The sequence below is a fragment of the Microbacterium halophytorum genome (genome assembly GCF_002970975.1).
GTDB lineage: Bacteria > Actinomycetota > Actinomycetes > Actinomycetales > Microbacteriaceae > Microbacterium > Microbacterium halophytorum.
This window is the reverse complement of record NZ_PNFA01000005.1, coordinates 176778-201532: the sequence shown is the minus strand read 5'-3', so window position 1 is coordinate 201532 and position 24755 is coordinate 176778. Positions and strand designations below refer to the sequence as shown.

The window sequence follows — 24755 nt, the reverse complement described above, 5'->3', positions numbered from 1 at the left end:
CTGGACCGAAGGGACGCTCGACGCGGCACAGACCGCGTGCAAGTCCGTGCCATGGGGGGATCGACAGCTGAAGTCGATCCGCTCGAGCGACGTTCAATCCTGGGTCGCGCGCGAGCAGAAGCGGGGACTGGCGGCGTCGACGATCAAGACACGCCTCAACTACGTGTCGATGGCGTTCCGCGCCGCCGTCGCGGACCGGCGCATCCCGGCGAGTCCCGCGGAAGGCGTGTCAGCGCCCCGTCAGCGCCGTGCAGAGGCATCAATGCACCTGCTCGACGTGAAGCAGTTGCGCGCCGCTCTCGACGCCGCTGACAGCTTCCAGCCAATCGTCGCGCTATGCGCGTTTGCCGGGCTCCGACTCGGCGAAGCGGCAGGCCTGCGCGTGCGCGACGTCGACTTTCTGCGCCGCACGATCCGCGTGGAACAGCAAGTCCAGGGATCGACGCTCAAGCCCGCGAAGATCGTGCCGCCCAAGTACGGCGAGGAACGCTCCATCTACGTCCCCGACGAGCTCCTGCGCACGCTCTCGGCGCACCTGGCCGACAACGGGGGCGACGATCTCGTCATCGTCGACCTGCTCGGACGCAAGTTCAACCGCTCCACCGCCGGCGAACAGTGGCGGCGCATTCGAACGGCCGCGAAGTTGCCCGCGGATGTCACGCTTCACGCGCTGCGGCACACGTACGCGTCGAACCTGATCGCGGCAGGGTGCGATGTCGTCACGGTGCAGCGCGCGCTCGGGCATTCGCAACCGTCGATCACGCTCAACACGTACGCGCATTTGTGGCCGTCTGCCGAGGACCGTATCCGCGCCGCAACCGCGGACTTTGCGCGCTCTGTGCTCGATTCTGCGGACTCTGTGCGGACTGGAAGTTAGAAACCCCAGGTCAGAGCGACGCCTCATCGGTAGTTCGTGAACTGCAGGTCGACGTCGAGGTCCTGGCCCTTCAGCAGCGCGATGACGGCCTGCAGGTCGTCGCGCTTCTTGCTCGAGACGCGCACCTCGTCGCCCTGGATCTGCGCTTTGACGCCCTTGGGGCCCTCGTCGCGGATGATCTTGGTGATCTTCTTGCCGATCTCCTGGCTGATGCCCTCCTTCAGCGAGGACACGATGCGGTACTCCTTGCCGCTGGCCTGCGGCTCGCCGGAGTCGAGGCTCTTCAGCGAGATGCCGCGCTTGATGAGCTTCGACTGCAGCACGTCGAGCGCGGCGGTTGCGCGGTCCTCGCTGTTGGCCTTGATCAGGATCTGCTCGCCGCTCCACGCGATCGAGGTCTCCGTGCCGCGGAAGTCATAACGCTGCTCGACCTCCTTGCGCGCCTGGTTGAGGGCGTTGTCGGCTTCCTGGTGATCGATTTTCGAGACGATGTCGAAGGAGCTGTCGGCCACGGCGGGGCGTCCTTTCGTGCGGGCGGATGATTGTGCCCGCCAGCCTACCGACCGCGGCCCGCGTTGCACGGCGGCCGTCGCTTCTTAGACTGGCGGGGTCCGGATGATGCCGATCGGGAGGGTGCGGATGCGGGCGATGACGGAGCACGAAGTGTTCGACGCGTTCGCGAACGCCACCGACGAGGAGCTGCGGATCGCGTCGTTGCCGCACGACTTCCCGCTCGTTGAATGGGATCACACCGACTTCCTCGCCTGGGCCGACCCGCACGCGCGCGGCCGCGGCTACATCGCGGCCGAGGTCGACGGTGACGTGACGGCGATCGTGCTGAGGCGTGCCAACGGGACGTCCGGGGTGCGGCAATCGTTCTGCAACCTGTGCCGCACGATGCAACCGGGGAACCAGGTCGCCCTCTTCACGGCGCGACGAGCGGGGGGCGAGGGCGTGCACGGCAACAGCATCGGCACCTATATCTGCGCCGATCTGTCGTGCCACGAGAACGTGCGCCTCGCGATGCCGCTCGCGCCCAACGAGTACCGCACGAGCGTCGACATGAAGATCGACAACACGGCCAAGCGCGTGCGCCGCTTCGTCGCGCAGGTGCTCGGCGCCTGAAGCGCCGAGCCGGGGGGGGGAGCGCCCCGAAAACACGGTGCGGCCTGCCGATTTCTGCGCACGCGGGTGTGTGGGTAGTATGGTTTCTCGCGCATCCGGTCGTCTGAACAAGTCGGTCGGGCGCGCACTCGGCGGGTTACCCGAGCGGCCAAAGGGGGCTGACTGTAAATCAGCTGGCACTGCCTACGGGGGTTCGAATCCCTCACCCGCCACCGAAGATGAAGACCCCGGTTCCACGGAGCCGGGGTCTTCTGCTCTCCCGATTGTCCACAGCCGCGCCGTCGATCCGCTCCACAGGGAGGCGGTGCCCGTTCCGGATGACCGGGACGCATGCCAGGATCGAGGCATGAACGAGATGATGGGGGACCCTCCGACGCAGGGGATGTCGAAGCTGGTCCGCGGTGCGATCTACATCGCCATCGGGGCGCTCGTGCTCGCGGCGCTCGTGTGCGTCGCCTGGGTCTTCGTGCCCGACCAGGGCGACCTGATCGGGCGGGCGTTCCTCACCGTCCTGCTGCTGTCCGGGTTCTCGGGCGCGGTGCTGCTCGATGCGAACCTCGCCAGCAGGCGACCCGACTGGCTGGCGCTCGCGAGCACGGTCTCCTGGATCGTCGCGCTCATCGTCGGCGCCTTCAAGATCTGGGTGCCGCGCGGCGCCGATGAGGGCTTCGCCTGGGAGGCGATCCGGGTCTGGGAGCTGATCCTCGTCGTCGGCCTGCTGCAGCTCGCGCTCCTGCACCAGCGCCTGTACTGGAAGGCGCACGCCCGCTACGTCACGGGCATGACGCGCGCTGTCGCGATCGTGACGACGGCCCTCCTGGTGGCACTCGTCGGCATGCTCTCGTTCTACCTGGCGGTGCCGCATCTGTTCGACTACGACGACTGGTACTGGCGCGTGGTCGTGTCGGTCGCCATCCTCGCGAGCGTCGGCACGCTCATCCTGCCGCTGATCAATGCGCTGTTCGCACCGAGGCCTCCGCGGCCGCAGCCGGCGCCGTACCCGGCTCAGGGCGGCTACCCGCAGCCCTACCCGCAGCAGTACGCCCAGGGCGGCGCCCCCTACGGCGCCCAGCCGTACGGCTACCCGACGCAGCCTCCCGCTCAGCCCGTTCCGCCGCAGGCAGCGGCACATCCGGCCCAGCAGTCGGCGCCCGTCCCGCCCGCCGCGGCGCAGCCCGCGCCGCCCGCAGCGGCAGCGCAGCCGGCGCCCGCGGTGCCGCAACCAGCGCAGGACGGCCGGCAGCCGTGGCCGATGTTCCCGGATGGGCACACGCCGCTGCCGTACCTGCCGAACGGCGAGCCCGACTTCGCCGCCGCGCAGACGGGCGTGCCTTCGCCCGGCGCGCGCTTCTGGGGCGCGGCGTAGGCGAACGCGGCGGCCGCGCACCGGGGTAGCGTGGTCCCATGGCGAACCCCGAAGAACTTCAGCTGCTGGCACGCGAGATCGCGCGGGAGGCGGGGGAGCTCGCCAAGCGTCGGCGCGCGGAGGGGGTCGCGGTCGCGGCGAGCAAGTCGAGCCTCGCCGATATCGTCACCGAGGCTGACCGCGAGGTGGAGGCGCTCATCCGGCTCCGGGTCGCGGAGGCCCGCCCGGAAGACGGCTTCCTCGGCGAGGAATCGGATGCCACGGGCGGGTCGTCGGGGCTGACCTGGGTCGTCGACCCCATCGACGGCACCGTGAACTACGCATTCGGCGTGCCGATCTACTCGGTGAGCATCGCCGTCACCGATGGCACCGATCCGCGTTCGTGGCGGGTGAAGGCCGGCGCGGTCTTCGCTCCCGGTCTCGGCGAGCTGTTCTCCGCCGCCGAGGGAGAGGGCGCGTGGCTCGGCGACGAGCGGCTCGCGGTCACGACGGACGTCAGCGCCGGCGCGCTGATCGGGACGGGCTTCGGCTACAACCCGGACACGCACGCGTCCGACCTCGCAACGGTCGGACGCGTGATGCCGCTCGCACGCGATCTGCGCCGGATGGGGTCGGCCGCGATCGACCTCGCCTACGTTGCGGCGGGCCGCCTCGACGCGTTCTACGAGCGGGGCCTCAACCCGTGGGACATGGCTGCGGGCTCGCTGCTCGTGACCGAGGCCGGCGGCATGACCGGGTGGCGCGAGCCCGACCAGTGGGGGCGCGGCATGTTCCTCGCGGCGGGGCCCGTCGTGTTCGACCGCCTCGACGCGGCGATCGCGTCCGACAGCGCCGCAGCGTAGCCCGGGGGAGCGGCGAGTTCCGGACAATCTCGTCCGAATCCGCCGTCGAAGTGGCGATCTCCGGGTGGAGCCGCTATTCTCGTTTATCAGTTCGTTACTTTCCCGTGGTCATCCAGTATCGGCGGCCGCAACCCGAGGGCGAGTGCGAGCATCCCCCCGATTCGGTGCGGTCCCTGAGCCGCGCCCTACCGAAAGACTCTGAGTACGCCTGTGCCTTCCGATGCGAACGAGCTCGAGCAGCCCCTGCGGCGCTCTGCTCGCAACCCAGAAGGCGGCGCATCGATGACGGCGAAGGCGCCGTTGACCCGCCGCCAGCTCCGGGAGGCCGCTCGCTCGGCCGCCGCCGAAGCCCCCGCCGTCGAGGCGCCCTCAGCGGAAGCTCTGCCCGCCGAGGACGCACCCGCCGCCCTGGCCGACTCGCCCGCAGAAGCGGCCGTTGACGCCGTCGCGTCGCCCGCCGCCGACGGCGGGCACGAGGCATCGGCCGAGGCGAGCCGCGAGGACGCCGCCGGCGACGTGCCGAAGGCCGACCCGGAATCCGCCGCGGATGCCGATGCCTTCGCCGCGGCCGCAAAAGCGCTCAACTTCACCGGAACCGCGCCGGTGGCCGCGACCAGGGCGTCGCGCGCCAGGCGCACGCCGTCGCGCGACGCCGTCGCCGCCGGTTCGCGCGCGCGCCGCTGGGTGACGCCCGTGATCGCATCCATGAGCGGCGCGGCCGTCATCGGCATGCTCGCGCTGGGCCTGGCCTCCCCGCTCGGCGCGATCGCCACGGCCGACGGCGCGACTCTCACGGCCTCGGCCGAGCTCGCCGCCGAATCGGCCGCGGGCGAGGAAGAGGAGATCCAGGCGTTCGTCGCCGCCGACGACGCGCAGGCTCCGGAACTCGATCGCGTCGACGACTACTCGACCGTCAAGATCGCCGACCTCGCCGCCGCCGCGGGCATCCGCACGTCGAACGCGTTCTTCGTGAACGATCCGACGGCCGACATCCAGTACCCGTTCGCCGTCGGCACCAGCATGAGCTACGGCTACGGCATGCGCTCCGGCCGGCTCCACGAAGGCATCGACTTCACCCCGGGCGAGGGCGCCCCCGTCCAGTCGATCGCCGACGGCACCGTCCGCGTCGCGACGGAGTCGGGCGGCGCCTACGGCGTCAGCGTCTACATCGACCACGTCATCGACGGCGAGGCCATCACGAGCCACTACGCGCACATGGAGTACGGCTCGCTCCGCGTGCAGGCGGGCGACAAGGTCGAGGTCGGCGACGTCATCGGCCAGACCGGCAACACCGGCCGCTCCTTCGGCGCCCACACGCACTTCGAGCTCCTGCGCGGCGGCGCGACGTTCGACCCGCAGCCGTGGCTCGAGGAGCACGCCGGCACGCACTTCTCCGACGACGACTGAGGGTCTACGGATGCCCGGAGCGCGACACGCACGGACGTCGCGACGATTCGCAGTCAGCTCGGCCGTGATGTTAGACTCTTCGGGTTGCCCCGATGGGCGACACGCCCCGATAGCTCAGTGGCAGAGCACTTCCATGGTAAGGAAGGGGTCGTCAGTTCAATCCTGACTCGGGGCTCGCAGCATCCTTCGGATGCCGCTGCGGCAGGGTAGCTCAGTTGGTGAGAGCGCACGACTCATAATCGTGAGGTCGCGGGTTCAAGCCCCGCTCCTGCTACGGAAACTCAGATCAGCCCCGGTTCCGTCCGGGGCTTTTCTGTGCGCGACGGCCGGATCCCTCGAGAGATCCGGGTCGTCGCTGAACATCGCGCGCCGCACCTCCATGCTGCGTCGAGGCGTGCGCCGTACGCTGGCGTCATGCGCCGAACCCTCGTCTCCGTCGCCGCGGTTGCCGCGCTGCTCCTCGCCGCAGGGTGCGCGCCGGAGCCGGCGCCCCGACCGACGCCGAGCCCTGCTCCGAGCGAGACGGCGTCAGCGACGCCGGTCCCCACGCGCACGCCGACTCCCGCCGAGCAGGCCGTCGTCGACATGTCGGTGCGCGAGCGCGCCGCAAGCGTCGTGATGGGCACGATCGCGACGCAGGAGCGGGCGGCGCTCGCTGACTACATGGCGCAGGGCTACGGCGGGTTCATCCTGATGTCCGAGAACGTTCCGGCGACGCCCGAAGAGCTGGCGGACGTCACGGCATCGCTCGTCGTCGATCCGGGCGTTCCGCCCCTGATCGCCATCGATCAGGAGGGCGGTGCGGTGTCTCGGCTGCCGTGGGACGACGCCGCGGCGGCGCAGGCGCTGCAGCAGGCGCCGCCCGGCGAGACTGAGGCCGCCTTCGCGCGGCGGGCCGACCTCGTGGCCCAGGGCGGCGCGAACGTCAACTTCGGCATCGTCGCCGACGTGCCGGCCGACGCCTCGTCGTTCATCGCCCCGCGAGCGCTCGGCACGGACCCCGCGTCCGCATCCGAGCGCGTCGCGGCGGCGGTGGCGGGGGAGAGCGGTCGCGTGCTCTCGACGGTGAAGCACTTCCCCGGCCATGGCGCGGCCCCCGGCGACTCGCACCAGAGCATCCCGTCGACCGATCTGACGCTGGACGACTGGCGCGCGGCCGATGCGGAGCCGTTCGCCGCCGGCGTCGACGCCGGCGCCGAGCTGCTGATGTTCGGCCACCTCGCCTACACGTCGGTCGACGATGCGCCCGCGTCCCTCTCCGCCCGCTGGCACGACATCGCGCGCGACGAGCTCGGCTTCGACGGCGTCGCGATCACCGACGACCTCGGCATGCTGGCCTCGTCCGGCGACGCGGGGTACGCCGACCCGGTCGCGAACGCCGTCGAAGCGATCGCGGTCGGCAACGACATGGTGCTGATGATCGCGACGTCCACGCCTCGGACCGCCGGCGAGATCGCCGACGGCATCGCCGCCGCGGTCGATGACGGCACGATCCCGGATGAGCGCCTGCAGGAGGCCGCGGAGCGCGTGATGGCGCTCCGCCTGGGCGTCGCGGAGTAGGCGGGGTCGCGGGAAGGCCCTGAACATGCATGCTCCGCGTACACGCCGTCATCTTTTGCTTGACACCTGGCATAAGTAGCAATACGTTCGAGACCAGGGCAGGGACGGCAGCCGCGGTGAAGCGGTTGCCAGGACGAGGAAGTCGCAGGAGGAGTCACGTGACCCGGTTCGCGAGTGTTCGAGGAACTGACATCGCCTGCGTCGCGGAGGGGCCTTAGCGCGCCCGTGAGCCGTCGCCCGTCGTCTATACCACTCGGTATTCGAACAACTTTTGTTCGTGAGATGGGATAACGATCAAGGACTCCCTCGGTCGCCCGGGGGACAGCAGGCGATCGGGCCGCCAGGATGCGCCGTTGCAGCGGCGCGACGACCCGATCGCATCAACACATCCCAAGCAGGAAGATTCCAACCCCAAGGGAGATGTCACGATGAATCGTACTCCTCGGAGCAGGTCGCGAAGGTGGCTCACCGCCGCCACGACGGCCGCCGTCGCAATAGGCATGAGTGCCGTCGCCGTACCGGCGGTCGCGCACGAGGGCCACGAAGACCCGCCGGCAGAGGCGGTGGAGCCGGCGCTCGACGTCGGCAACTACGAGCGCAACCTCATCACGCGCGACATCGGCGAGCCGATCGACATGGCGGTCCTGCCCGACGGGCGCGTGCTGACGACGGCGCGGGGCGGCGAGGTCCGCCTCCACGACCCGTCGCTCGGCACGACGGAGATCGTCAACGAGTTCGACGTCTACGCCAACTCCGAGGACGGGATGCAGGGCATCGCCCTCGACCCCGATTTCGAGGAGAACGGCTGGGTCTACGCGGTGTACGCCCCGCGCGACGCGGACGGCGACGGCGAGGCCGACACGCCGGAGGGCAACGCTCCGGAGACGCTCCCCGAGGGCGAGGACGAGAGCTACTGGGAGATGTGGGAGGGCGTCAACCGCCTGTCGCGCTTCCAGTGGACGGGCAGCGGGCTCGACATGTCGACGGAGCAGTCGATCCTCGACATCGGCACCCAGCGCGGGCAGTGCTGCCACGTGGGCGCCGACATCGACTTCGACGGCGAGGGCAACCTCTACCTGACGACGGGCGACAACACGCCGGCCAGCACCCCGGGTGCCAACGGCTACGCGCCCAACAACGACGCCCCGGGGATGAACCCCGGATTCGACTCGCGCCGCGGTGCGGGCAACACGAACGACCTGCGCGGCAAGATCCTGCGCATCCACGTCGAGGACGACGGCTCGTACACGATCCCCGAGGGCAACCTGTTCGCGCCGGGCACGGAGGGCACCCGCCCCGAGATCTTCGTCATGGGCGTGCGCAATCCGTTCCGCTTCGAGGTCGACCCCGAGACGAACTCGCTCTCGTGGGGCGACTACGGCCCCGATGCCTCGCAGGCGAGCGATGTGCGCGGGCCGATGGGCTACGTCGAGTGGAACGTCGTCGGCCTCGACGACCCGCACAACTCGGGTTGGCCGTACGTGCACGGCCCGAACGCCGCATACAACGACTGGGACTTCGAGACCGAGACGGCCGGCGAGTTCTTCGACCCGGAGAACCTCGTCAACGACTCGCGCTGGAACACCGGGCTGACCGAGCTCCCCGCGGCCCGCGAGGCGACCGTGTACTACGGCGACAACCCCGGCGACCAGCCGTGGGACGAGCTGGTCGAGTTCGGCACCTCCAACGGCCAGGCGCCCATGGGCGGCCCCGTTTACCACTACGACCCGGAGAACCCCGACACGGCGCTGCCCGAGCACTGGGACGGCAAAGCGTTCATGGGCGAGTTCTCGCAGGACTACGTCGCGGCCATGACGGTCGACTGGGAGACGTTCGAGGTCACGGCGATCGAGGACTTCCTGCCGAACGCCGAGCTCATCGCCGATGGGCAGCACCCGCACGACAACCCGATGGACATCGAGATCGGTCCGGACGGCTCGATGTGGATGCTCGACTACGGCGATGGCTTCTTCCGCGCCAACCCCGACGCCGGCCTGTACCGGATCGACTACGCGCCGAACAACAAGACGCCCCAGGCGAGCTTCACCGTCTCCGAGGAGTCGTCGTCCGAGGCGCCGCTGACGGTGGACTTCGATGCGTCCGCGACCGTCGACCCCGACGGCGACGAACTGACGTACGAGTGGGACCTCGACGGCGACGGGGAGTTCGAAGCGACCGGCGTCACGGCGTCGCACACCTATGACGAGCTCGGTGCGTACTCGGCACGCCTTCGCGTGACGGACGACGGCGGCAAGTTCTCGGCGACCAGCCAGGTCATCTCGGTGGGCAACCAGGCGCCAGAGGTCACGGTCGAATTCCCGGCCGACGGCGGTTTCTTCGCCTGGGGCGACCGCGTGCCGTTCAGCATCGCGACGAGCGACGCCGAGGACGGCGAGGAGACCGTGTGCGAGAACGTCACATGGACCTACGGCCTCGGTCACGACGAGCACGCGCATCCGGAGTCCTCCGGAACCGGATGCGAGGGTGAGTTCCGCACGGACGCCAACTCGCCGGAGCACGGCGCCGGCGCCGAGCTGTACGGGGCTGTCGTCGTCAACTACGAGGACCAGGGCGCGAACGGGCTGCCTCCCGCGAAGGGCGAGGCGACCGTCCGTCTGAACCCGAAGGGGCTCGAGGCTGAGCACGCCGCCGGCATCGAGGGCACCGAGCCCGTTGCCGACGGCGACGCCTCCGGCGGAAACGCCGTGGGCGAACTCGGCGAGGGCGATTACCTCGAATTCAGCCCCGTGAACTTCACCAATATCGATGGTGCGGTCATCGCCGCCCGCGGTGAGGGGGAAGTCCAGCTGCGCTGGGGCGCGGCGGACGCGGAGCCGTTCGCGACGGCCGTGATTCCCGCCGGCGAGGGCTGGCAGAACGCGGAGGTCGCGTTCGATGCACCCGAGGGCACGGGCGACCTGTTCGTCACGAGCGCCGACGGCGTCGCGATCGACGTGATCACGGTCACGGGCGCCGGCGTGGCGGAGGTTCCGGATGAGCCGGAGCCCGAGCCCGCCGAGACGACCACGAACGCGGAGCTCTCTGCGGAGTCGGTCGCGTTCGGCGACGGCGCCGAGGTGCACGTGGCGACCACGAGCGAGGGCGGCGTGCCTGCGGGCGAGGTCGTCGTGTCCGAGGGCGACGTCGAGCTCGCCCGCGGTGAGCTCGACGAAGCGGGCGAGGCGGTTATCGCGCTGCCGAACGACCTCGCGGTCGGGAGCCACGCGCTCACGGTCGAGTTCCTCGGCGGCGAGGCCTTCCTCGCGTCGTCCGACGAGGTCGTGCTCGAGGTGACCGAGACCGAGACCGAGGTCACCGCGGAGTTCGCGGCGCGCACCGTCGCTCCGGGGGAGCAGGCTCAGCTGGACGTCGCGGTCGCGACGGCGAGCGGCGCCGGCGCGCCGGGCGAGGTGAGCCTCGAGATCAAGCACCGCAACCGGGTCGTCGAGACCCTGACGGCCGAGCTGGTCGACGGTGCGGCAAGCGTCAGCCTGCCGGGCCTCGACGCGGGCACCTACCGGGTGCTCGTCACGTACGACGGAGGCGAAGGGGTGAAGGGCTCCCACAAGAACGTCGTTCTCAAGGTCCGTTAGCGGGCCGGGCGGGGGCGGCGAGCATTTCAACGCGCCGCCCCCGCCATCCACCCGATCCGGGCGCCGGGCCCGGCCATCCCTCGAAGGAGACGAAGATGTCACACGACCACGCACACCCCACGATCCAGAACAAGCCCATGAGCCGGCGCACCATGATGAAGGCGCTCGCCGCCAGCTCCGTCGCCGTCGGAGCGGGTTCCGCGCTCCTCGGCGGCACGGCGGCATCCGCCGCACCGCCGTCGGGTGTTCCGGGCTCTGCCGCCGGCCATGGCGGCCAGCGGCTCGTGCCGACGAATCGCATCGGCATCCAGATGTTCACGGTGCGCGACAAGGTCGCGTCCGAGGGCTTCCGCGCCGTTTTCGAGGAGCTCGGCAGCATCGGCTACTCGGAGATCGAGTTCGCGGGCTACAACCAGGGCACCGGCGACATCTCGATCGCGGAGATCCGGGCCCTGCTCGACGACAACGGCCTGGGTGCGGTCGGCTCGCACGTGAACCTCACGCCCGACAACATCGACGCCGAGATCGAGAAGGCGCTCGCGCTCGGCATGCCGTACCTGGGCCAGGGCGGCCCGATCACGCGCGGCACGACCAAGGCCGAATGGCAGCAGGCGGCTCAGACCTGGGGCGCGATGGGTGAGAAGGCGCGCGCCGCCGGCCTCGGCCTCTACATCCACAACCACTCCGGCGAGTTCGCGTTCACGTCCGACGACCCGAGCACGCGCGTGTACGACCTGCTCTGGGACGAGCTCGCCGGCACGAACGTGACGTTCGAGCTGGACGTGTACTGGGCCTATGTCGGGCAGTACCGATACCCGGGCTTCGAGCCCGAGGACTACGTGCTGGCCGACCCGAGCCGGTTCCGCCTGCTGCACCTCAAGGACGGCAAGATCAACGAGGAGAGCGACAACGGTTACGACATCATCGAGTTCGGCGCGGGCGACCTGCCCTACCAGCGCTTCCTGAGCGCGATCAAGCCGATGCGCGGCCGTCGCTACGGCATGTACGAGCAGGACAACGCGGCCAGCGTCGCCGAACCGGGCTACGAGCTGAACTCGCTCGGCAACGCCGCTCGCAGCTACGAGGCGATCTCGACCCTGCGCGGCAAGCGCGGCAACGAGCGCTGAGCGGATCCGGAACCGACGGCACCGGCGAGGCGCCGCTCCCGATGGGGGCGGCGCCTCGTCGCGAGTGGTTGCCGGATGCCGCGTGCGGCCCGAGACGACGGAAGGGCGGCCCCGCCGTGGGGCCGCCCTTCCGTCGCGCCCTACGCGGTGGCCGGCTGGCGCATGAACGCCGCGACGCCCTCGGGGGAGAGCGCGTGCTGCACGGCGAGGAGGCTCGCGCCGACGACCGCGGCGCGCGAAGCGACGGACGACTGGGCGATCGACAGGTGCTCGGTCGCGAGCGGCGTCGAGCGCGTGTAGACGACCTCCCTGACCCCGGCGATCAGGTGCTCGCCGACGCGCGCCATCGAGCCCCCGATCACGATCACGGAAGGGTTGAGCAGACTGACGGCGACCGTGAGCATCTCCCCGATGTCGCGGCCGGCCTGCCGCACGGCCTGGATCGCGGCGAGGTTGCCCGCCTTGACGAGGTCGACGACGTCATTCCCGTCGCGGGCTTCGATGCCCTGCTCGCGGAGCGCCCTGGCGAGCGCCGGGCCGGATGCGAGGGCTTCGAGGCAGCCGCTGTTGCCGCAGGCGCAGGGCACGTCGGCGCCGCGGGCGATCCGGACGTGGCCGATGTCACCGGCGATCCCCTGCGCGCCCCGCTGCAGTTCGCCCTCCGATACGATGCCGGCGCCGATGCCGGTGGCGACCTTGATGAACAGCAGGTGCTCCTTGACCGGCCAGGCCACGGCGCGCTCGCCGAGCGCCGAGATGTTCACGTCGTTGTCGACCAGCACGGGGGCGTCGAAGTGCGAGCGCACCCAGCCGGGGACGTCGAAGCGATCCCATCCCGGCATGATCGGCGGGTTCACGGGCTGGCCGGTCGAGAACTCGACGGGCCCCGGCAGACCGATGCCGACGGCGACGACGTCGCCCCGTCCGCGCCCGACGTCGTCGAGCAGGCGCGCCGCACCGTCGACCAGCCAGGTGAGCACGCGTTCGGGCCCCTCGGCGATCGGGATGCTCTCGCGGTGCTCCGCGAGGATCGCGCCCGTCAGGTCGGTGATGGCCACGGTCGCGTGGGACGCGCCGAGGTCGGCCGCCACGACGAGGCGGGCGGCGGGGTTCAGGGCGAACTGCGACGGAGGCCGGCCGCCCGTCGAAACCCCGTCCGCGACGGGCGTGACGAGCCCCATGGACATCAGCATGTCGACGCGCGCCGCGATCGTGGAACGGGCGAGCCCCGTCGACTTCGCGAGCTCCGCGCGCGTCCTCGGGGCGCCGTCGCGCAGCAGCTGGAACAGCTCGCCGACGTTCCCCCTGCCGGGTGTCGTGTCGTTCATTTCGTCTCCCAGGTAAGCGCTTCGGCGGAAGGCCGGGGCCTTCCGCCGAATGTGTGAGAGTTTACGCTCGTGGTCTGGCCGCTTCCTCCGCGGCCCGGTAGAAGTCCCTCCCCGTCATTTCCCGCCGGGCCTGGCCGCGAAGCGCTGCTGGATGAGCACGGCGACCACGATGATGATGCCCTTGGCGACGGCCTGGACGGACGACGACAGGTTGTTCTGCACGAACACGTTCGAGAGCGTCGCGAAGATCAGGACACCGAAGATCGTGCCGGTCATGGTGCCGCGGCCACCCGCGAGCAGCGTGCCGCCGACGACGACGGCCGCGATCGCATCGAGCTCGTAGAGCGTGCCGTGCGTCGACGTGCCGGCCGTCGTGCGGGCGAGCATCATGACGGCGGCGATGCCGGCGCACAGGCCCGAGATGCCGTACAGCCACATGGTGTGCCGCTTCACCTTGATGCCGCTGAGGCGGGAGGCCTCCGGGTTGCCGCCGATCGCGACGGTGCGCCGGCCGAAAGTCGTGCGGTTCAGGATGAACCAGCCGGCGAACGCGACGAGGGCGAAGATCCAGATCAGGATGTCGACGCCCAGGATGTCGACGTTCAGCGTCTGCGTGAAGCCTCGGTTCGAGATCACCAGCGTCTGGTTGTCCGACACGATCTCGGCGAGGCCGCGGGCGCCGACCATCATGGCGAGCGTCGCCATGAAAGCCGCCACCTTGCCGTACGCGATCACGATCCCGTTGATGAGGCCGGCGGCGACGCCCGTGGCGAGGGCGATCAGCAGCATCACGATCCAGTGCGTCGATTCGGCGAGATCCTGCACCGATGCGATCGTCGCCGTCACGGAGGCGAGGCCCATGATCGCGCCGACCGAGAGGTCGATCCCCGCCGAGAGGATGACGAACGTCATACCGATGCTGATCACGCCGATGATCGACGCCTGGCGCAGGATCGTCAGCGCATTGTTCACGTTCGCGAACGTGTCGGGCGCGGTGACGATGCCGACGACGACGATCAGGAGCAGCGCGACGATCAGGCCGAGGTTGCGGCCGAATGCGCCGGACATCAGCCGGCGCAGCGCAGACGGCGGTGCCTGCACGGTCGTCGTGGTTTCCGGGGTCTGCGAGCTCACGCTGCGGTTCCTTTCATGACGAGATCGAGCACGCCGTGCTCATCGATCTCGGAAGAGTCGACTGTGGTCAGAAGGCGCCCGTCTCCGATGACGAGCACGGTGTCGGCGAGGCCGAGCACCTCTTCGATCTCGCTGGAGATCACGACGATGGCATTGCCCGCGTCGGCGAGGCGGCGGATGAGCGCGTAGATCTCGGCCCTGGCGCCGACGTCGACGCCGCGCGTCGGCTCGTCGAGCAGCAGGATGCTGCTGCCGTGGACGAGCCAGCGCGCCAGCAGGATCTTCTGCTGGTTGCCGCCCGAGAGCGTGCCGGCGGCGCGCGTCGAGTCGGCGGGGCGCAGCTCGAGCGCGCCGATCTGCTCGTCCGCCAGGCGGCGCTCCTCGCGCTCGTTCAGCAGGCCGGAGCTCGCGATCGATGCGAACGACGAGAGGGTCACGTTCCGGTAGATCGGCTGGTCGAGGATCAGGCCCTGCGACTTCCGCTCCTCGGGGCTGAGGCCGAGGCCGGCCGCGACGGCGGCGGGGACCGAGCCCGCCGCGAGCCTCTTCCCGCGCACCGAAACGCTGCCGGACGACGGCTTGCGCGCGCCGTAGACGGCTTCGACGATCTCGGAGCGCCCTGACCCGACGAGGCCGGCGAGGCCGACGATCTCGCCGGCGCGGACGCGGAAGGACACATCGTCGAAGTCGCCGGGCGCGCTGAGCGAGTCGACCTCGAGCAGCACGGGCGCGTCCTCGGGAACGCCGGGCCGGTCGGGGAACACGTTCTTCACCTCGCGGCCCGTCATGTGCTTGATGAGCTCGGGCGTCGGGGTGTCGGCGACGGGCAGGTTGCTCGCCATCGACGCGCCGTCCTTCAGGACCGTGATGCGGTCGCCGATGCGGCGGATCTCCTCGAGCCGGTGCGTGATGTAGATGACGGCGATGCCCTGAGAGGTGAGTTCGTGCACCACGCGGAAGAGGTTGTCGACCTCCTCCTTGTCGAGAACGGCCGATGGTTCGTCCATCACGATCAGCTCGATGTCGTGCGAGAGGGCGCGCGCCATGCTCACGATCTGCTTCTCGGCCGAGCTCAGGGAGCCGACCTCCGCATGGGGCGAGAGCGACGAGTGCCCGAGGCGCGCGAGGATCTCGCGCGTCTTCTGCGTCTGCTCCTTGCGCTTCGTCACGCCGCCGCGCTCGAGCTCGTGCCCGAGGAAGATGTTCTCCGCGATGGTCAGGCCGTCCACGACGTCGAGCTCCTGGTACATCGTCGCGATGCCGAGATCGATGGCGGACTGCGGCCCGTCGACCGCGGCGCGCGTGCCGTGCCAGAGCAGCTCGCCGGCATCCGGCTCATGAACGCCCGCGAGCACCTTGATGAGCGTCGACTTGCCCGCGCCGTTCTGGCCCAGAAGGCAGTGCACCTCGCCCGGTGCGACGTCGAGGTCGACCCCGCGCAGCGCTTTGACCGGGCCGAAGCGCTTCTTGACGCCGCGGACGGAAAGTAATGTCGATTGGTGGTCAGCTTTGATCACGGAGTGAACATAACACGGTGCCGAACTTCGCGCCAGGGGGTTCTCGATCACGGTCCGGTCTCGGCGCTGCCCGGACGGCGGTGGTCAAGCGGCCGCAGAATCCCGCGCGCGATCGGGGGAGCGGCGAACTTCTTACATAGGTCATGCAAAAGGTGTACACGGTGCTGTTACTTCTGTTAGCCTCGGCCCTGTCGGCGCGACGCGCTGTATGCGAGGACGCCCGACGCCTATCTGCACCCATTCAAGGAGGAATCATGCAGGCACGACGCAGGGTCAGGCGCAGCGCGGTCTTTGCGGGCATCGCGTCGCTCGCAGCGATCGGGCTTCTCGCCGGATGTACGAGCGACGGTTCGGAGGGCGAAGAGCCGACCGCAGGCCAGGGATCCACCAGCGAGGAGAACCAGGAAGCGGGCGACACGGTCGTCATCGGCTGGTCGGGCCCCGAGGTCAACCACGGCTGGCTCGGTTCCATCAGCTCGGCGGCCATCGAAACGGCCGAGGGCTTCGACGACGTCGAACTCCGCCAGGCGGAGGGGACGAACGACGCCAACCAGCAGATCGCGGCCGTCGAGCAGTTCATCAACGAGGGCGTCGACGTCATCGTCATGCTGCCGACCGACGGCGCGGCGCTCACGCCCGTTGCGCTCGAGGCCATGGCGGCGGGCATCCCCGTCGTCAACGTCGACCGCGAGTTCTCGGACCCCGATGCCTCGCGCGTCACGATCCTCGGCGACAACTACGGGATGGGCGTGGCGGCCGGCCAGCACATCTGCGAGCAGATGGAGGGCGTCGAGGACGCCGTGATCGGTGAGATCGCCGGTATCGACTCGCTGCCGCTGACGCAGGACCGCTCGCAGGGCTTCGAGGAAGCGCTCGCCGAATGCGACCTCGACGTCGACGCGCGCGTCGCGACGGACTTCACCGTCGCCGGCGGCGAGGAGGAGACGACGAAGCTGCTCGCGGCGAACGACCACTTCGACGCCATCTGGAACCACGACGACGACCAGGGCATCGGCGTCCTGGCGGCCATCGACAACGCGGGCCGCGACGAGTTCATCCTGGTCGGCGGCGCAGGCAGCCAGAACATGATGGACGAGATCCGGGACCCGGAGAGCGTCGTCGAGGCGACGATCATCTACCCGTACACGCAGGCTGCCGACGGCATCGAGCTCGCGCGCCTGCTGGCGCAGGGCAAGTCGATGAGCGACCTCAGCTCGGCGGGCGTGCCCAGGCGGATCGTGCTGGACGCACCGGTCGTGACCGCCGACAACGTCGACGAGTACTACGACCAGGCCTTCCAGTCCTGATCGCTCCAGGTGGCCCCGTCGGCATCGGCGGGGCCACCGCACTACCGAGCGCCCGTGGCAGGGGCGCGACCGGAGCCGATCCCGCCGCGCCGCGCGCCGGGGCCGGTGCTCCGTCGCATCCGCACCGGCGCGGAGGAAGGACTTCAGATGCGCGTCAGAGACCTGCTCGAGCTCGTCAGGGCGCCCGCCGTGCTCACGGTCTTCGGCGACGGCGTCGTCGGGGCGACGGCCGCCGACGGCCGCATCGGGGCGGAGGGAGCTGCCGCATCCGCCGCGTCGGCCGGGTTCTACGCGGCGGGCATGGCGCTGAACGACTTCGCCGACGCGGAGCTCGACGCGATCGAGCGCCCGGAGCGGCCGATCCCGTCCGGTCGCGTGTCGCCGGGGGCGGCGCTCACGACGGCGGCTGGGCTCAGCGCGGGCGGGCTCGCCTCGGCCGCCGCGGCCGGGCCGGGCGCCCTGCGCGTCGCGCGGCCGCTCGTCGCCTGCGTGTGGTTCTACGACCTCGTCGCGAAGAAGACGGCGCTGGGGCCGGCCGCGATGGCCGCCTGCCGCGGCCTCGACGTCGCGATGGGAGCGGCGGCCGACGGTTGGCGCGGCGCCGCGGCACCGGCGGCCGCGATCGCGGGCCACACCTTCGCCGTGACGCAGGTGTCGCGCGGGGAGGTGCACGGCACCTCGCGCCCCGTGGCCGTGCTCGCGGCGGTCGTGAGCACGGCCGCGGCCGCAACGGCCGTCGTCCGCGCCGTACGGCTGGGCCGCCCGCGCGGTGCGGCCGGTGCGGTGATCGGCGCCGGCGCGTTCGTGTGCTCGGTGCTCCCCGGCTTCCTGCGCGCGGCGAGGGAGCCGACGGCGGGCAACGCCCGCGACGCGACGCGGCGCGGCATCCGCGGAATGGTCCCGCTGCAGGCGGCGTTCGCGGCGGGCCACGGTTCGACCCGCGGTGCCCTGCTGCTCGCAGGGCTCGCCGCTCTCGGCCGCATCGTCGCGGCCCGGAAGAAGCAAGGAGATGTGACATGAGCCCCAACCCCGCATCGGCGTGGGTGCCCGCATACGGAACGAACGGTTTCACGGAGCACACGCTGTCGGACGCGCTCGACGTGATGCAGGCCGCCGGCTACGGCGCCGTCGGCCTCACGCTCGGCCCCGCGCACTTCGATCCCTTCGCCGAGAGCTGGCGCGAAGACGCGCTGGCGCTCGCCGACGACCTCTCCCGGCGGGGCTTCCGCATCGCCATCGAGACGGGCGCGCCGTATCTGCTCGACCCGTTCGTGCCCTTCTCGCCGTCGTTCGCGTCGGACGACGCGACGCCGCGCACGGCGCTCGTCGAGCGCGCGATCGAGATCGCCGAGATCGTCGGCGCCGACTGCGTGTCGACGTGGAGCGGTGCGCTGCCCGACGGCGTCAGCGAGGAGGAGGGCTGGCGCCGCCTCGCCGAGCGGATGCGCCCGCTCGTGGAGAAGGCCCGCGAAGCCGGCGTCCGCATCGCGATCGAGCCCGAACCGGGGATGATCGTCGAGACCGTCGCGCAGGTGCTGCGCTGGCGCGAGCTGGTCGGCGACCCGGCGAACCTGGGCGTCACGATCGACATCGGGCACGCGATCGCCGTCGACGAACCGGGAGGCGCCGTCGGCGCCATCCGGGCGGCCGGCGAGCTGCTCTTCAACGTGCACGTCGACGACATGCCCCAGGGGCGGCACGAGCACCTCCCGCTGGGGGAGGGCGACCTCGACCTCGCGGCGACGTTCGCCGCGATCGACGAGACGGGGTTCTCCGGCATCGCCGCCGTCGAGCTGCCGCGGCACACGGGCGAGGCCCCCCAGCGCGCCCGCGAGAGCCTCGCGGCCATGCGCCGGCTCGGCGAAACCGACCAGGAGCCGTGGACGGCGGCGGCGCGCATCGAGGTGGCCGCGGACCCGTCTGTCGCCGCCGACCGGTTCGCCGACGCGGTCCGCGCCGTCGGGCGCGGCGAGCCGGCGCGGCGCGCACGCGCGGCGCTCGTGCGGGAGCTCGCCGAGCATCCGGGCGGCCCCGCGGCGGCCCTCGAGCTCTATCGCCATGGCGACGCCGACGAGCGGCTGGCGGTGCTGCAGGGGCTGTCCGACGCGGCCGACGCCGGCGGAGTTGCGTGGCGCGGCGCGGGGTTGGAGATCGTCACCGATGCGCTGCGGACGAACGACCCGCGCCTCGTCGGCGCGGCGATGGGCGCGTTCGCGCTCCGGCACCTGGGGGACGCCGCGTGGCGCCAGGGCGTGCTGAAGCTCGTGTTCATGGAGGCACCGCTCGCGCAGGTCGCCGGGCTCGCCGAGCGCCGCGACGCCGAGCTCGCCGCGATGGCGGAGCGCTTCGCCGCCGAGCGCCGGGCGGCGGGCCGAGCGATCCCCGACGACCTCGCCCTGATCGGCGCGGCCGAGGGGGCGAAGTGACCGGCATGCGCATCTTCGACCCCCACATCCACATGCAGTCCCGCACGACCGACGACTACGAGGCCATGTACGACGCGGGCGTGCGCGCCCTCGTCGAGCCCGCGTTCTGGCTCGGCCAGCCGCGGACATCGGTGGCGAGCTTCGTCGACTACTTCGACGCCCTCATCGGGTGGGAGAGGTTCCGCGCCAGCCAGTTCGGCATCCGGCACCACTGCACCATCGCTCTGAATCCGAAGGAGGCGAACGACCCGCGCTGCCGCGAGGTGATGACGGAGCTGCCGCGCTACCTCCGCAAGGATGGCGTGGTCGCGATCGGCGAGACGGGATACGACTCGATGACGCCGGATGAGGACGAGGTCCTCGCGCAGCACCTCGCGCTCTCGCTCGAGTTCCAACTGCCCGTGATGGTGCACACGCCGCACCGCGACAAGGAGAGCGGGACGCGGCGAACCCTCGACGTCGTGCGCGAGTCCGGCGTACCGGCCGAGGCGGTGCTCGTCGACCACCTGAACGAGATGACCGTCGACATGGTCCGCGAGACGGGCGCATGGATGGGCTTCTCGATCTACCCGGACACGAAGATGGACGAACGGCGCATGGTCGACATCATCGGCCGCATCGGCCTCGACAGGGTGCTCGTCAACTCGGCGGCCGACTGGGGCCGCTCGGACCCGCTCAAGACGCTGAAGACCGGCAGGGCGATGCTCGCGGCCGGGTTCTCGGAGGACGACGTCGATCGCGTGCTCTGGCGCAACCCCGTGGCCTTCTACGGGCAGAGCGGGCGCCTGAACCTCGAACCGGTGCCCGGTTTCGACGCGGCGGCGCCGCCGAGCGAGACCTTCTCCGGGAACTCGATCCTGCGGGGCGCTCCCGCGGCGAAGGGGGCGTGAGATGCGGCTGTCGTACTGCACGAATGCGCACCCTGCGGAGGACGTCGACGGGATCATCGCCCAGCTCCACGAGCACGCCGGGCCCGCCCGCCGCGCATCCGGCCTGGGGCGCCTCGGCGTCGGGCTGTGGCTGCCGGTCGACGCGGCCGCTCAGCTCGCCGAGGACGCCGACGCGCGGGCGAGGCTCGCGGCGGCGCTCGATGCGGAGGGTCTCGAGCTGTTCACCGTGAACGCCTTCCCGTACCGCGGCTTCCACGACGACGTCGTCAAGCTCGGCGTCTACTCGCCGGACTGGACGAGCGACGAGCGCCTGGAGTTCACGAAGGACTGCGCGACCGCGCTCGCCCTCCTCCTGCCCGAAGGGGAGTCGGGGAGCATCTCCACGCTGCCGCTGGGCTGGCGGGACGGCTGGACGCCCGAGCGGGACGCGGCGGCCGCGTCCCGCCTGCGGTCCCTTCACGACCACCTGGCCGCGATCGAGCGCGAGACGGGCCGGAGCGTGCGGATCGCCGTCGAGCCCGAGCCGGGGTGCATCCTCGACGACGTGGACGACGTCGTCGACTGGCTCGCGGCGCATCCGGAGCTCACGGCCGACGGCCGCATCGGCGTGTGCCTCGACACCTGCCACCTCGCCGTGTCGTACGCCGACCCCGCCGCCGCCGTGCGGCGGATCGAGGAAGCCGGGGTGCGGGTCGTGAAGGTGCAGGCCTCCGCCGCGCTCGAGGTCCCCGACCCTAGCGCCGCGGCCGAGGCGCTCGCCCCGTTCGCCGAAGCGCGCTACCTGCACCAGGTCCGCACCGATCCGGCCGCGGGGGAGGCGCTGCGCGCCGACGACCTCGTCGACGTCCTCGCCGACCACGAGTGGCCGCACGATCGGCCGTGGCGCGTGCACGTGCACATCCCGCTGCACCTCACGCCGGCGGCGCCGCTCGCCTCGACGCAGCATGTCCTGCGCGAGGCCGTCGCCGCGGTGCTCGAGACCGAGCACGGCGCGGAAGCGCACCTCGACATCGAGACGTACACGTGGACGGTGCTGCCCGCCGAGATGCAGCCGGCGACGCTCGCAGACGGCATCGCGGGCGAGGTGCGCTGGGCGGCGCGCGAGCTCCCCGTCGACATGCCCGTCGCCAGCGGAGAGGGGGCGCGATGAAGAAGGTGCTCCTGCTCGACGTCGTCGGGCTCACGCAGGGCGCGCTCGCGCAGATGCCGCGGCTGCGCGCGGTCGCGGAGCGGGGGCGGCAGGCGCGGATGAACACGATCCTGCCCGCCGTGACGTGCAGCGTGCAGTCGACGATCCTGACGGGGCGCATGCCGCGCGACCACGGGATCGTGGGCAACGGGTGGTACTTCCGCGGCCTCGGCGACGCGCTGCTCTGGCGCCAGCACAACGCTCTGGTGACGGCGGACAAGATCTGGGACACGATGCGCCGCGACGGCGATTACCGCGTCGCGAACGTCGGCTGGTGGTACGCGATGGGGGCCGCGACCGACGTCGTCGTCACCCCTCGGCCGATCTACCACGCCGACGGCCGCAAGAGCCCGGATGCGTACGTGCGGCCCGCGTGGCTGCACGACCAGCTCGTCGGCGCGTTCGGCGAGTTCCCCCTGTTCCAGTATTGGGGGCCGACGGCATCGATCGCCTCGAGCGAATGGCTCATCGCCAGCGCTCGCGGGCTCCTCTCGCACCGCTGGAGCGACGACGAGAACGACCTCACGATGGTCTATCTCCCGCACCTGGACTACGCGCACCAGAAGTTCGGGCCGGACGCGCCGGAGTCGGCCGCGGCGGCCGCCGAGCTCGACGCGGCGCTCGCGCCGCTCCTCGATGACGCCGAGGGGATGGGCATGACCGTCGTCGCGCTCTCCGAGTACGGCATCACCGGCGCCGATCGCCCGGTCCAGATCAATCGCGCGCTGCGGCGGGAGGGCCTGCTCGAGGTGTACGTGCAGCAGGGCAGGGAGCAGCTCGACCCGTGGGCGTCCAGGGCCTTCGCCGTCTCCGACCACCAGGTCGCGCACGTGTACGTCTCGGATCCGTCCGACATCGCACGCACGGCCGACGTCATCCGGTCGCTCCCCGGCGTCGACATGGTGCTCGACAGGGAGCAGCAGGCCGCGTACGGCATCGATCACGAACGCGCAGGCGAGCTCGTCGCCGTGGCCGAGCCCGGCGCCTGGTTCACCTATTACTTCTGGCTCGACGACGCCAGGGCGCCCGAGTACGCGCGGGCGGTCGACATCCACAAGAAGCCCGGCTACGACCCGGCCGAACTGTTCATGAACCCCGCCGACCCGTGGGCGAAGGCCAAGGCGGGGATGAACCTGGTGAAGAAGAAGCTGGGCCTGCGCTACGCGATGAGCACCGTCCCGCTCGACGGGTCGTACGTGCGGGGGACTCACGGCCGCCTGCCCGACAGTGCGGCGGAGTCGCCGCTGATCATCTGCTCCGATCCCTCGCTGATCGCCGACGGGGCCGACAGCATCGACGCGACGGCGGTGCACGACCTCCTCCGGCAGGCACACGGCGCGGTCGTGGGACGGGCGGGCGCACGATGACCGCGGAGGAGCTCGTCGTCCTGCTCGACGAAGCGGGCCGCGAGATCGGCACGGCGGAGAAGGCGAGCGTCCACACCGGCACGACGCCCCTGCACCGGGCGTTCTCCTGCCACGTGTTCGACGACGTCGGCCGCGTCCTCGTGACGCGGCGGTCGCTGTCGAAGCGCGCGTGGCCGGGCGTGTGGACCAACGCGTTCTGCGGGCATCCGGCGCCGGGCGAGGCGGACGCCGAGGCCATCGCGCGGCGTGCGCAGGCCGAGCTGGGCTTCGAGGTGCGCGACGTCGAGGTCGTCGACCCCGACTTCCGCTACCGCGCGACGGATGCATCCGGAATCGTCGAGAACGAGGTCTGCCCCGTGTACCGCGCCGTCGCCGCATCGGCGATCGCCCCGAACCCCGCGGAGGTGTCGGAGTTCGCGTGGATGGACCCGGCCGACCTCGCGGCGGCGGTCAGGGCCGCACCGCGGCTCGTCAGCCCGTGGCTCGTCGCGCAGGCGGCCGCGTCCCCCCAGATCTTCAGCGCACGCGAAAGGATAGGAAAATGACGGACAAGCTCCGCGTCGCACTCATCGGATACGGATTCATGGGGGCGGCGCATTCGCAGGCGTGGCGCACGGCGCCGCGCGTGTTCGACCTGCCGAAGGACATCGAGATGGCCGTGATCGTCGGCCGCAATGAGGAGGCAGTCGCTGCCGCCGCCGAGAAGTGGGGCTGGCAGGAGGCGGCGACCGACTGGCGCGACGTCGTCGCCAGGGACGACATCGACGTCGTCGACATCGTGACGCCCGGCCATTCGCACGACGAGATCGCGATCGCCGCGCTCGCCGCGGGGAAGCACGTGCTCTGCGAGAAGCCGCTGGCGAACTCGGTCGCCGATGCCGACCGGATGGCGGAGGCGGCCAGGGCCTCGAGCGCCATCGCCATGCTGGGGTTCACCTACCGGCGCGTTCCTGCGCTGACCCGCGCCCGCGACCTCATCGCCGCCGGCCGCATCGGTGAGGTGCGGCAGGTGCGTGCCGCGTACCGGCAGGACTGGCTGGTCGACCCGGCCGCGCCCTTGTCGTGGCGCTTGAAGAAGGACGAAGCGGGTGCGGGGGCGCTCGGCGACATCGGCGGCCACGCCGTCGACCTCGTCCAGTTCCTCACGGGGCAGACGGTCGAGAAGGTCGCGGGAACGATCGAGACGATCACGAAGCGTCGGCCCATCGAGACGGAGCGCGTCGGCATCGCGGGCCGCGGCGGCGACGAGTACGGCGACGTGACGGTCGACGACCTGGCGATCTTCACGGGGCGCCTCTCCGGCGGCGCTCTGGCCTCGTTCGAGGCGACGCGCTTCGCGACCGGCCGCAAGAACCAGCTGTCGGTCGAGGTGTCGGGCTCGGAGGGCGCGATCGCCTTCGACCTCGAGTCGCTCAACGAGCTGCACGTCTACGACCGCACCGCCGACGACCTCGACCAGGGCTTCACCCGGGTCGTCGTGACGGAGCCCGGCCACCCCTATCTGTCGGGATGGTGGCCGGCCGGGCACATGCTCGGCTACGAGCACGGCTTCAGTCACCAGGTGAAGGACCTCGTCGAGGCGATCGCCTCCGGCGACCAGCCCACCCCGACCTTCGACGAGGGCGCGCAGGTGCAGCGCGTGCTCGACGCCGTCGAGACCAGTTCCGCGGACGACTCGCGCTGGGTCGCCGTCTGACCAT

20 protein-coding genes and 3 tRNA genes are annotated in these 24755 nt (G+C 71.0%); 19 read left to right on the top strand and 4 right to left on the bottom strand.

The window, feature by feature from the left end:
* Positions 1-46: 46 nt before the first annotated feature.
* Positions 47-877, top strand: coding sequence for a tyrosine-type recombinase/integrase (locus C0010_RS06495; RefSeq protein ID WP_232531777.1), 831 nt, complete (start codon positions 47-49; stop codon positions 875-877).
* Between the two features lie 23 nt (positions 878-900).
* Here the strand turns inward: C0010_RS06495 and C0010_RS06490 are convergent, their stop codons facing one another.
* Positions 901-1389 carry a YajQ family cyclic di-GMP-binding protein gene (locus tag C0010_RS06490; RefSeq protein ID WP_105566247.1) on the bottom strand — a complete coding sequence of 163 codons (489 nt, stop codon included), beginning with the start codon at positions 1387-1389 and terminating at the stop codon, positions 901-903.
* Positions 1390-1525: 136 nt separating this feature from the next.
* Here C0010_RS06490 and C0010_RS06485 point away from each other — a divergent pair, with 136 nt between their 5' ends.
* The 10 genes from C0010_RS06485 (at position 1526) to C0010_RS06440 (ending at position 11897) form a co-directional block, all read left to right on the top strand.
* Complete coding sequence (locus C0010_RS06485) at positions 1526-2002, top strand: FBP domain-containing protein (RefSeq protein ID WP_324998375.1); 477 nt, start codon at positions 1526-1528, stop codon at positions 2000-2002.
* A 130-nt stretch (positions 2003-2132) separates the two neighbouring features.
* Positions 2133-2214, top strand: a tRNA-Tyr gene (locus C0010_RS06480).
* A 134-nt stretch (positions 2215-2348) separates the two neighbouring features.
* Complete coding sequence (locus C0010_RS06475; protein WP_105566246.1) at positions 2349-3368, top strand: hypothetical protein; 1020 nt, start codon at positions 2349-2351, stop codon at positions 3366-3368.
* 38 nt (positions 3369-3406) lie between these two features.
* Entirely contained in the window at positions 3407-4210 is an 804-nt protein-coding gene (locus C0010_RS06470; protein ID WP_105566245.1) for an inositol monophosphatase family protein, read from the top strand.
* Between the two features lie 210 nt (positions 4211-4420).
* Complete coding sequence (locus C0010_RS06465; RefSeq protein WP_105566244.1) at positions 4421-5617, top strand: M23 family metallopeptidase; 1197 nt, start codon at positions 4421-4423, stop codon at positions 5615-5617.
* Between the two features lie 103 nt (positions 5618-5720).
* Positions 5721-5792, top strand: a tRNA-Thr gene (locus C0010_RS06460).
* A 25-nt stretch (positions 5793-5817) separates the two neighbouring features.
* Positions 5818-5891, top strand: a tRNA-Met gene (locus tag C0010_RS06455).
* Positions 5892-6031: 140 nt separating this feature from the next.
* A complete protein-coding gene (locus C0010_RS06450) occupies positions 6032-7177 on the top strand; it encodes a glycoside hydrolase family 3 N-terminal domain-containing protein (RefSeq protein ID WP_232531775.1) in 1146 nt (381 codons plus the stop codon).
* A gap of 500 nt (positions 7178-7677) precedes the next feature.
* Positions 7678-10770: a PQQ-dependent sugar dehydrogenase gene (locus C0010_RS06445; protein ID WP_232531774.1), complete on the top strand. Its 3093-nt coding sequence runs from the start codon at positions 7678-7680 to the stop codon at positions 10768-10770.
* Between the two features lie 95 nt (positions 10771-10865).
* Positions 10866-11897: a sugar phosphate isomerase/epimerase family protein gene (locus C0010_RS06440; RefSeq protein ID WP_198410812.1), complete on the top strand. Its 1032-nt coding sequence runs from the start codon at positions 10866-10868 to the stop codon at positions 11895-11897.
* 140 nt (positions 11898-12037) lie between these two features.
* On the opposite strand, the gene C0010_RS06435 is transcribed toward C0010_RS06440, so the two are convergent.
* From C0010_RS06435 to C0010_RS06425, 3 genes are all read right to left on the bottom strand, one after another.
* A complete protein-coding gene (locus C0010_RS06435; RefSeq protein ID WP_105566243.1) occupies positions 12038-13225 on the bottom strand; it encodes an ROK family transcriptional regulator in 1188 nt (395 codons plus the stop codon).
* Positions 13226-13339: 114 nt separating this feature from the next.
* Positions 13340-14359 carry an ABC transporter permease gene (locus tag C0010_RS06430; protein ID WP_408631071.1) on the bottom strand — a complete coding sequence of 340 codons (1020 nt, stop codon included), beginning with the start codon at positions 14357-14359 and terminating at the stop codon, positions 13340-13342.
* Positions 14356-15876, bottom strand: coding sequence for a sugar ABC transporter ATP-binding protein (locus C0010_RS06425; protein ID WP_408631070.1), 1521 nt, complete (start codon positions 15874-15876; stop codon positions 14356-14358). The genes C0010_RS06430 and C0010_RS06425 overlap by 4 nt, the downstream gene beginning before the upstream one ends.
* 254 nt (positions 15877-16130) lie before the next feature.
* Between C0010_RS06425 and C0010_RS06420 the strand changes: the two genes are divergently transcribed.
* From C0010_RS06420 to C0010_RS06385, 8 genes are all read left to right on the top strand, one after another.
* Complete coding sequence (locus C0010_RS06420; protein ID WP_105566242.1) at positions 16131-17183, top strand: substrate-binding domain-containing protein; 1053 nt, start codon at positions 16131-16133, stop codon at positions 17181-17183.
* Between the two features lie 147 nt (positions 17184-17330).
* The gene (locus C0010_RS06415; RefSeq protein WP_105566241.1) at positions 17331-18203 is read left to right on the top strand and encodes an SCO3242 family prenyltransferase; all 873 of its coding nucleotides are present in this window, start codon (positions 17331-17333) and stop codon (positions 18201-18203) included.
* Positions 18200-19609, top strand: a complete 1410-nt coding sequence (locus C0010_RS06410) for a TIM barrel protein (RefSeq protein ID WP_105566240.1) — start codon at positions 18200-18202, stop codon at positions 19607-19609. Before C0010_RS06415 ends, C0010_RS06410 begins: the two co-directional genes overlap by 4 nt.
* 5 nt (positions 19610-19614) lie before the next feature.
* The gene (locus tag C0010_RS06405; protein ID WP_105566391.1) at positions 19615-20499 is read left to right on the top strand and encodes a TatD family hydrolase; all 885 of its coding nucleotides are present in this window, start codon (positions 19615-19617) and stop codon (positions 20497-20499) included.
* Between the two features lies 1 nt (position 20500).
* The gene (gene eboE / locus C0010_RS06400) at positions 20501-21649 is read left to right on the top strand and encodes a metabolite traffic protein EboE (protein WP_105566239.1); all 1149 of its coding nucleotides are present in this window, start codon (positions 20501-20503) and stop codon (positions 21647-21649) included.
* Positions 21646-23055, top strand: a complete 1410-nt coding sequence (locus C0010_RS06395) for an alkaline phosphatase family protein (RefSeq protein WP_105566238.1) — start codon at positions 21646-21648, stop codon at positions 23053-23055. Before eboE ends, C0010_RS06395 begins: the two co-directional genes overlap by 4 nt.
* Positions 23052-23600, top strand: a complete 549-nt coding sequence (gene idi, locus C0010_RS06390) for an isopentenyl-diphosphate Delta-isomerase (RefSeq protein ID WP_105566237.1) — start codon at positions 23052-23054, stop codon at positions 23598-23600. The genes C0010_RS06395 and idi overlap by 4 nt, the downstream gene beginning before the upstream one ends.
* On the top strand, positions 23597-24751 hold the full coding sequence (locus C0010_RS06385) for a Gfo/Idh/MocA family protein (RefSeq protein ID WP_105566236.1): 1155 nt from the start codon (positions 23597-23599) through the stop codon (positions 24749-24751). The genes idi and C0010_RS06385 overlap by 4 nt, the downstream gene beginning before the upstream one ends.
* Positions 24752-24755 lie beyond the last annotated feature (4 nt).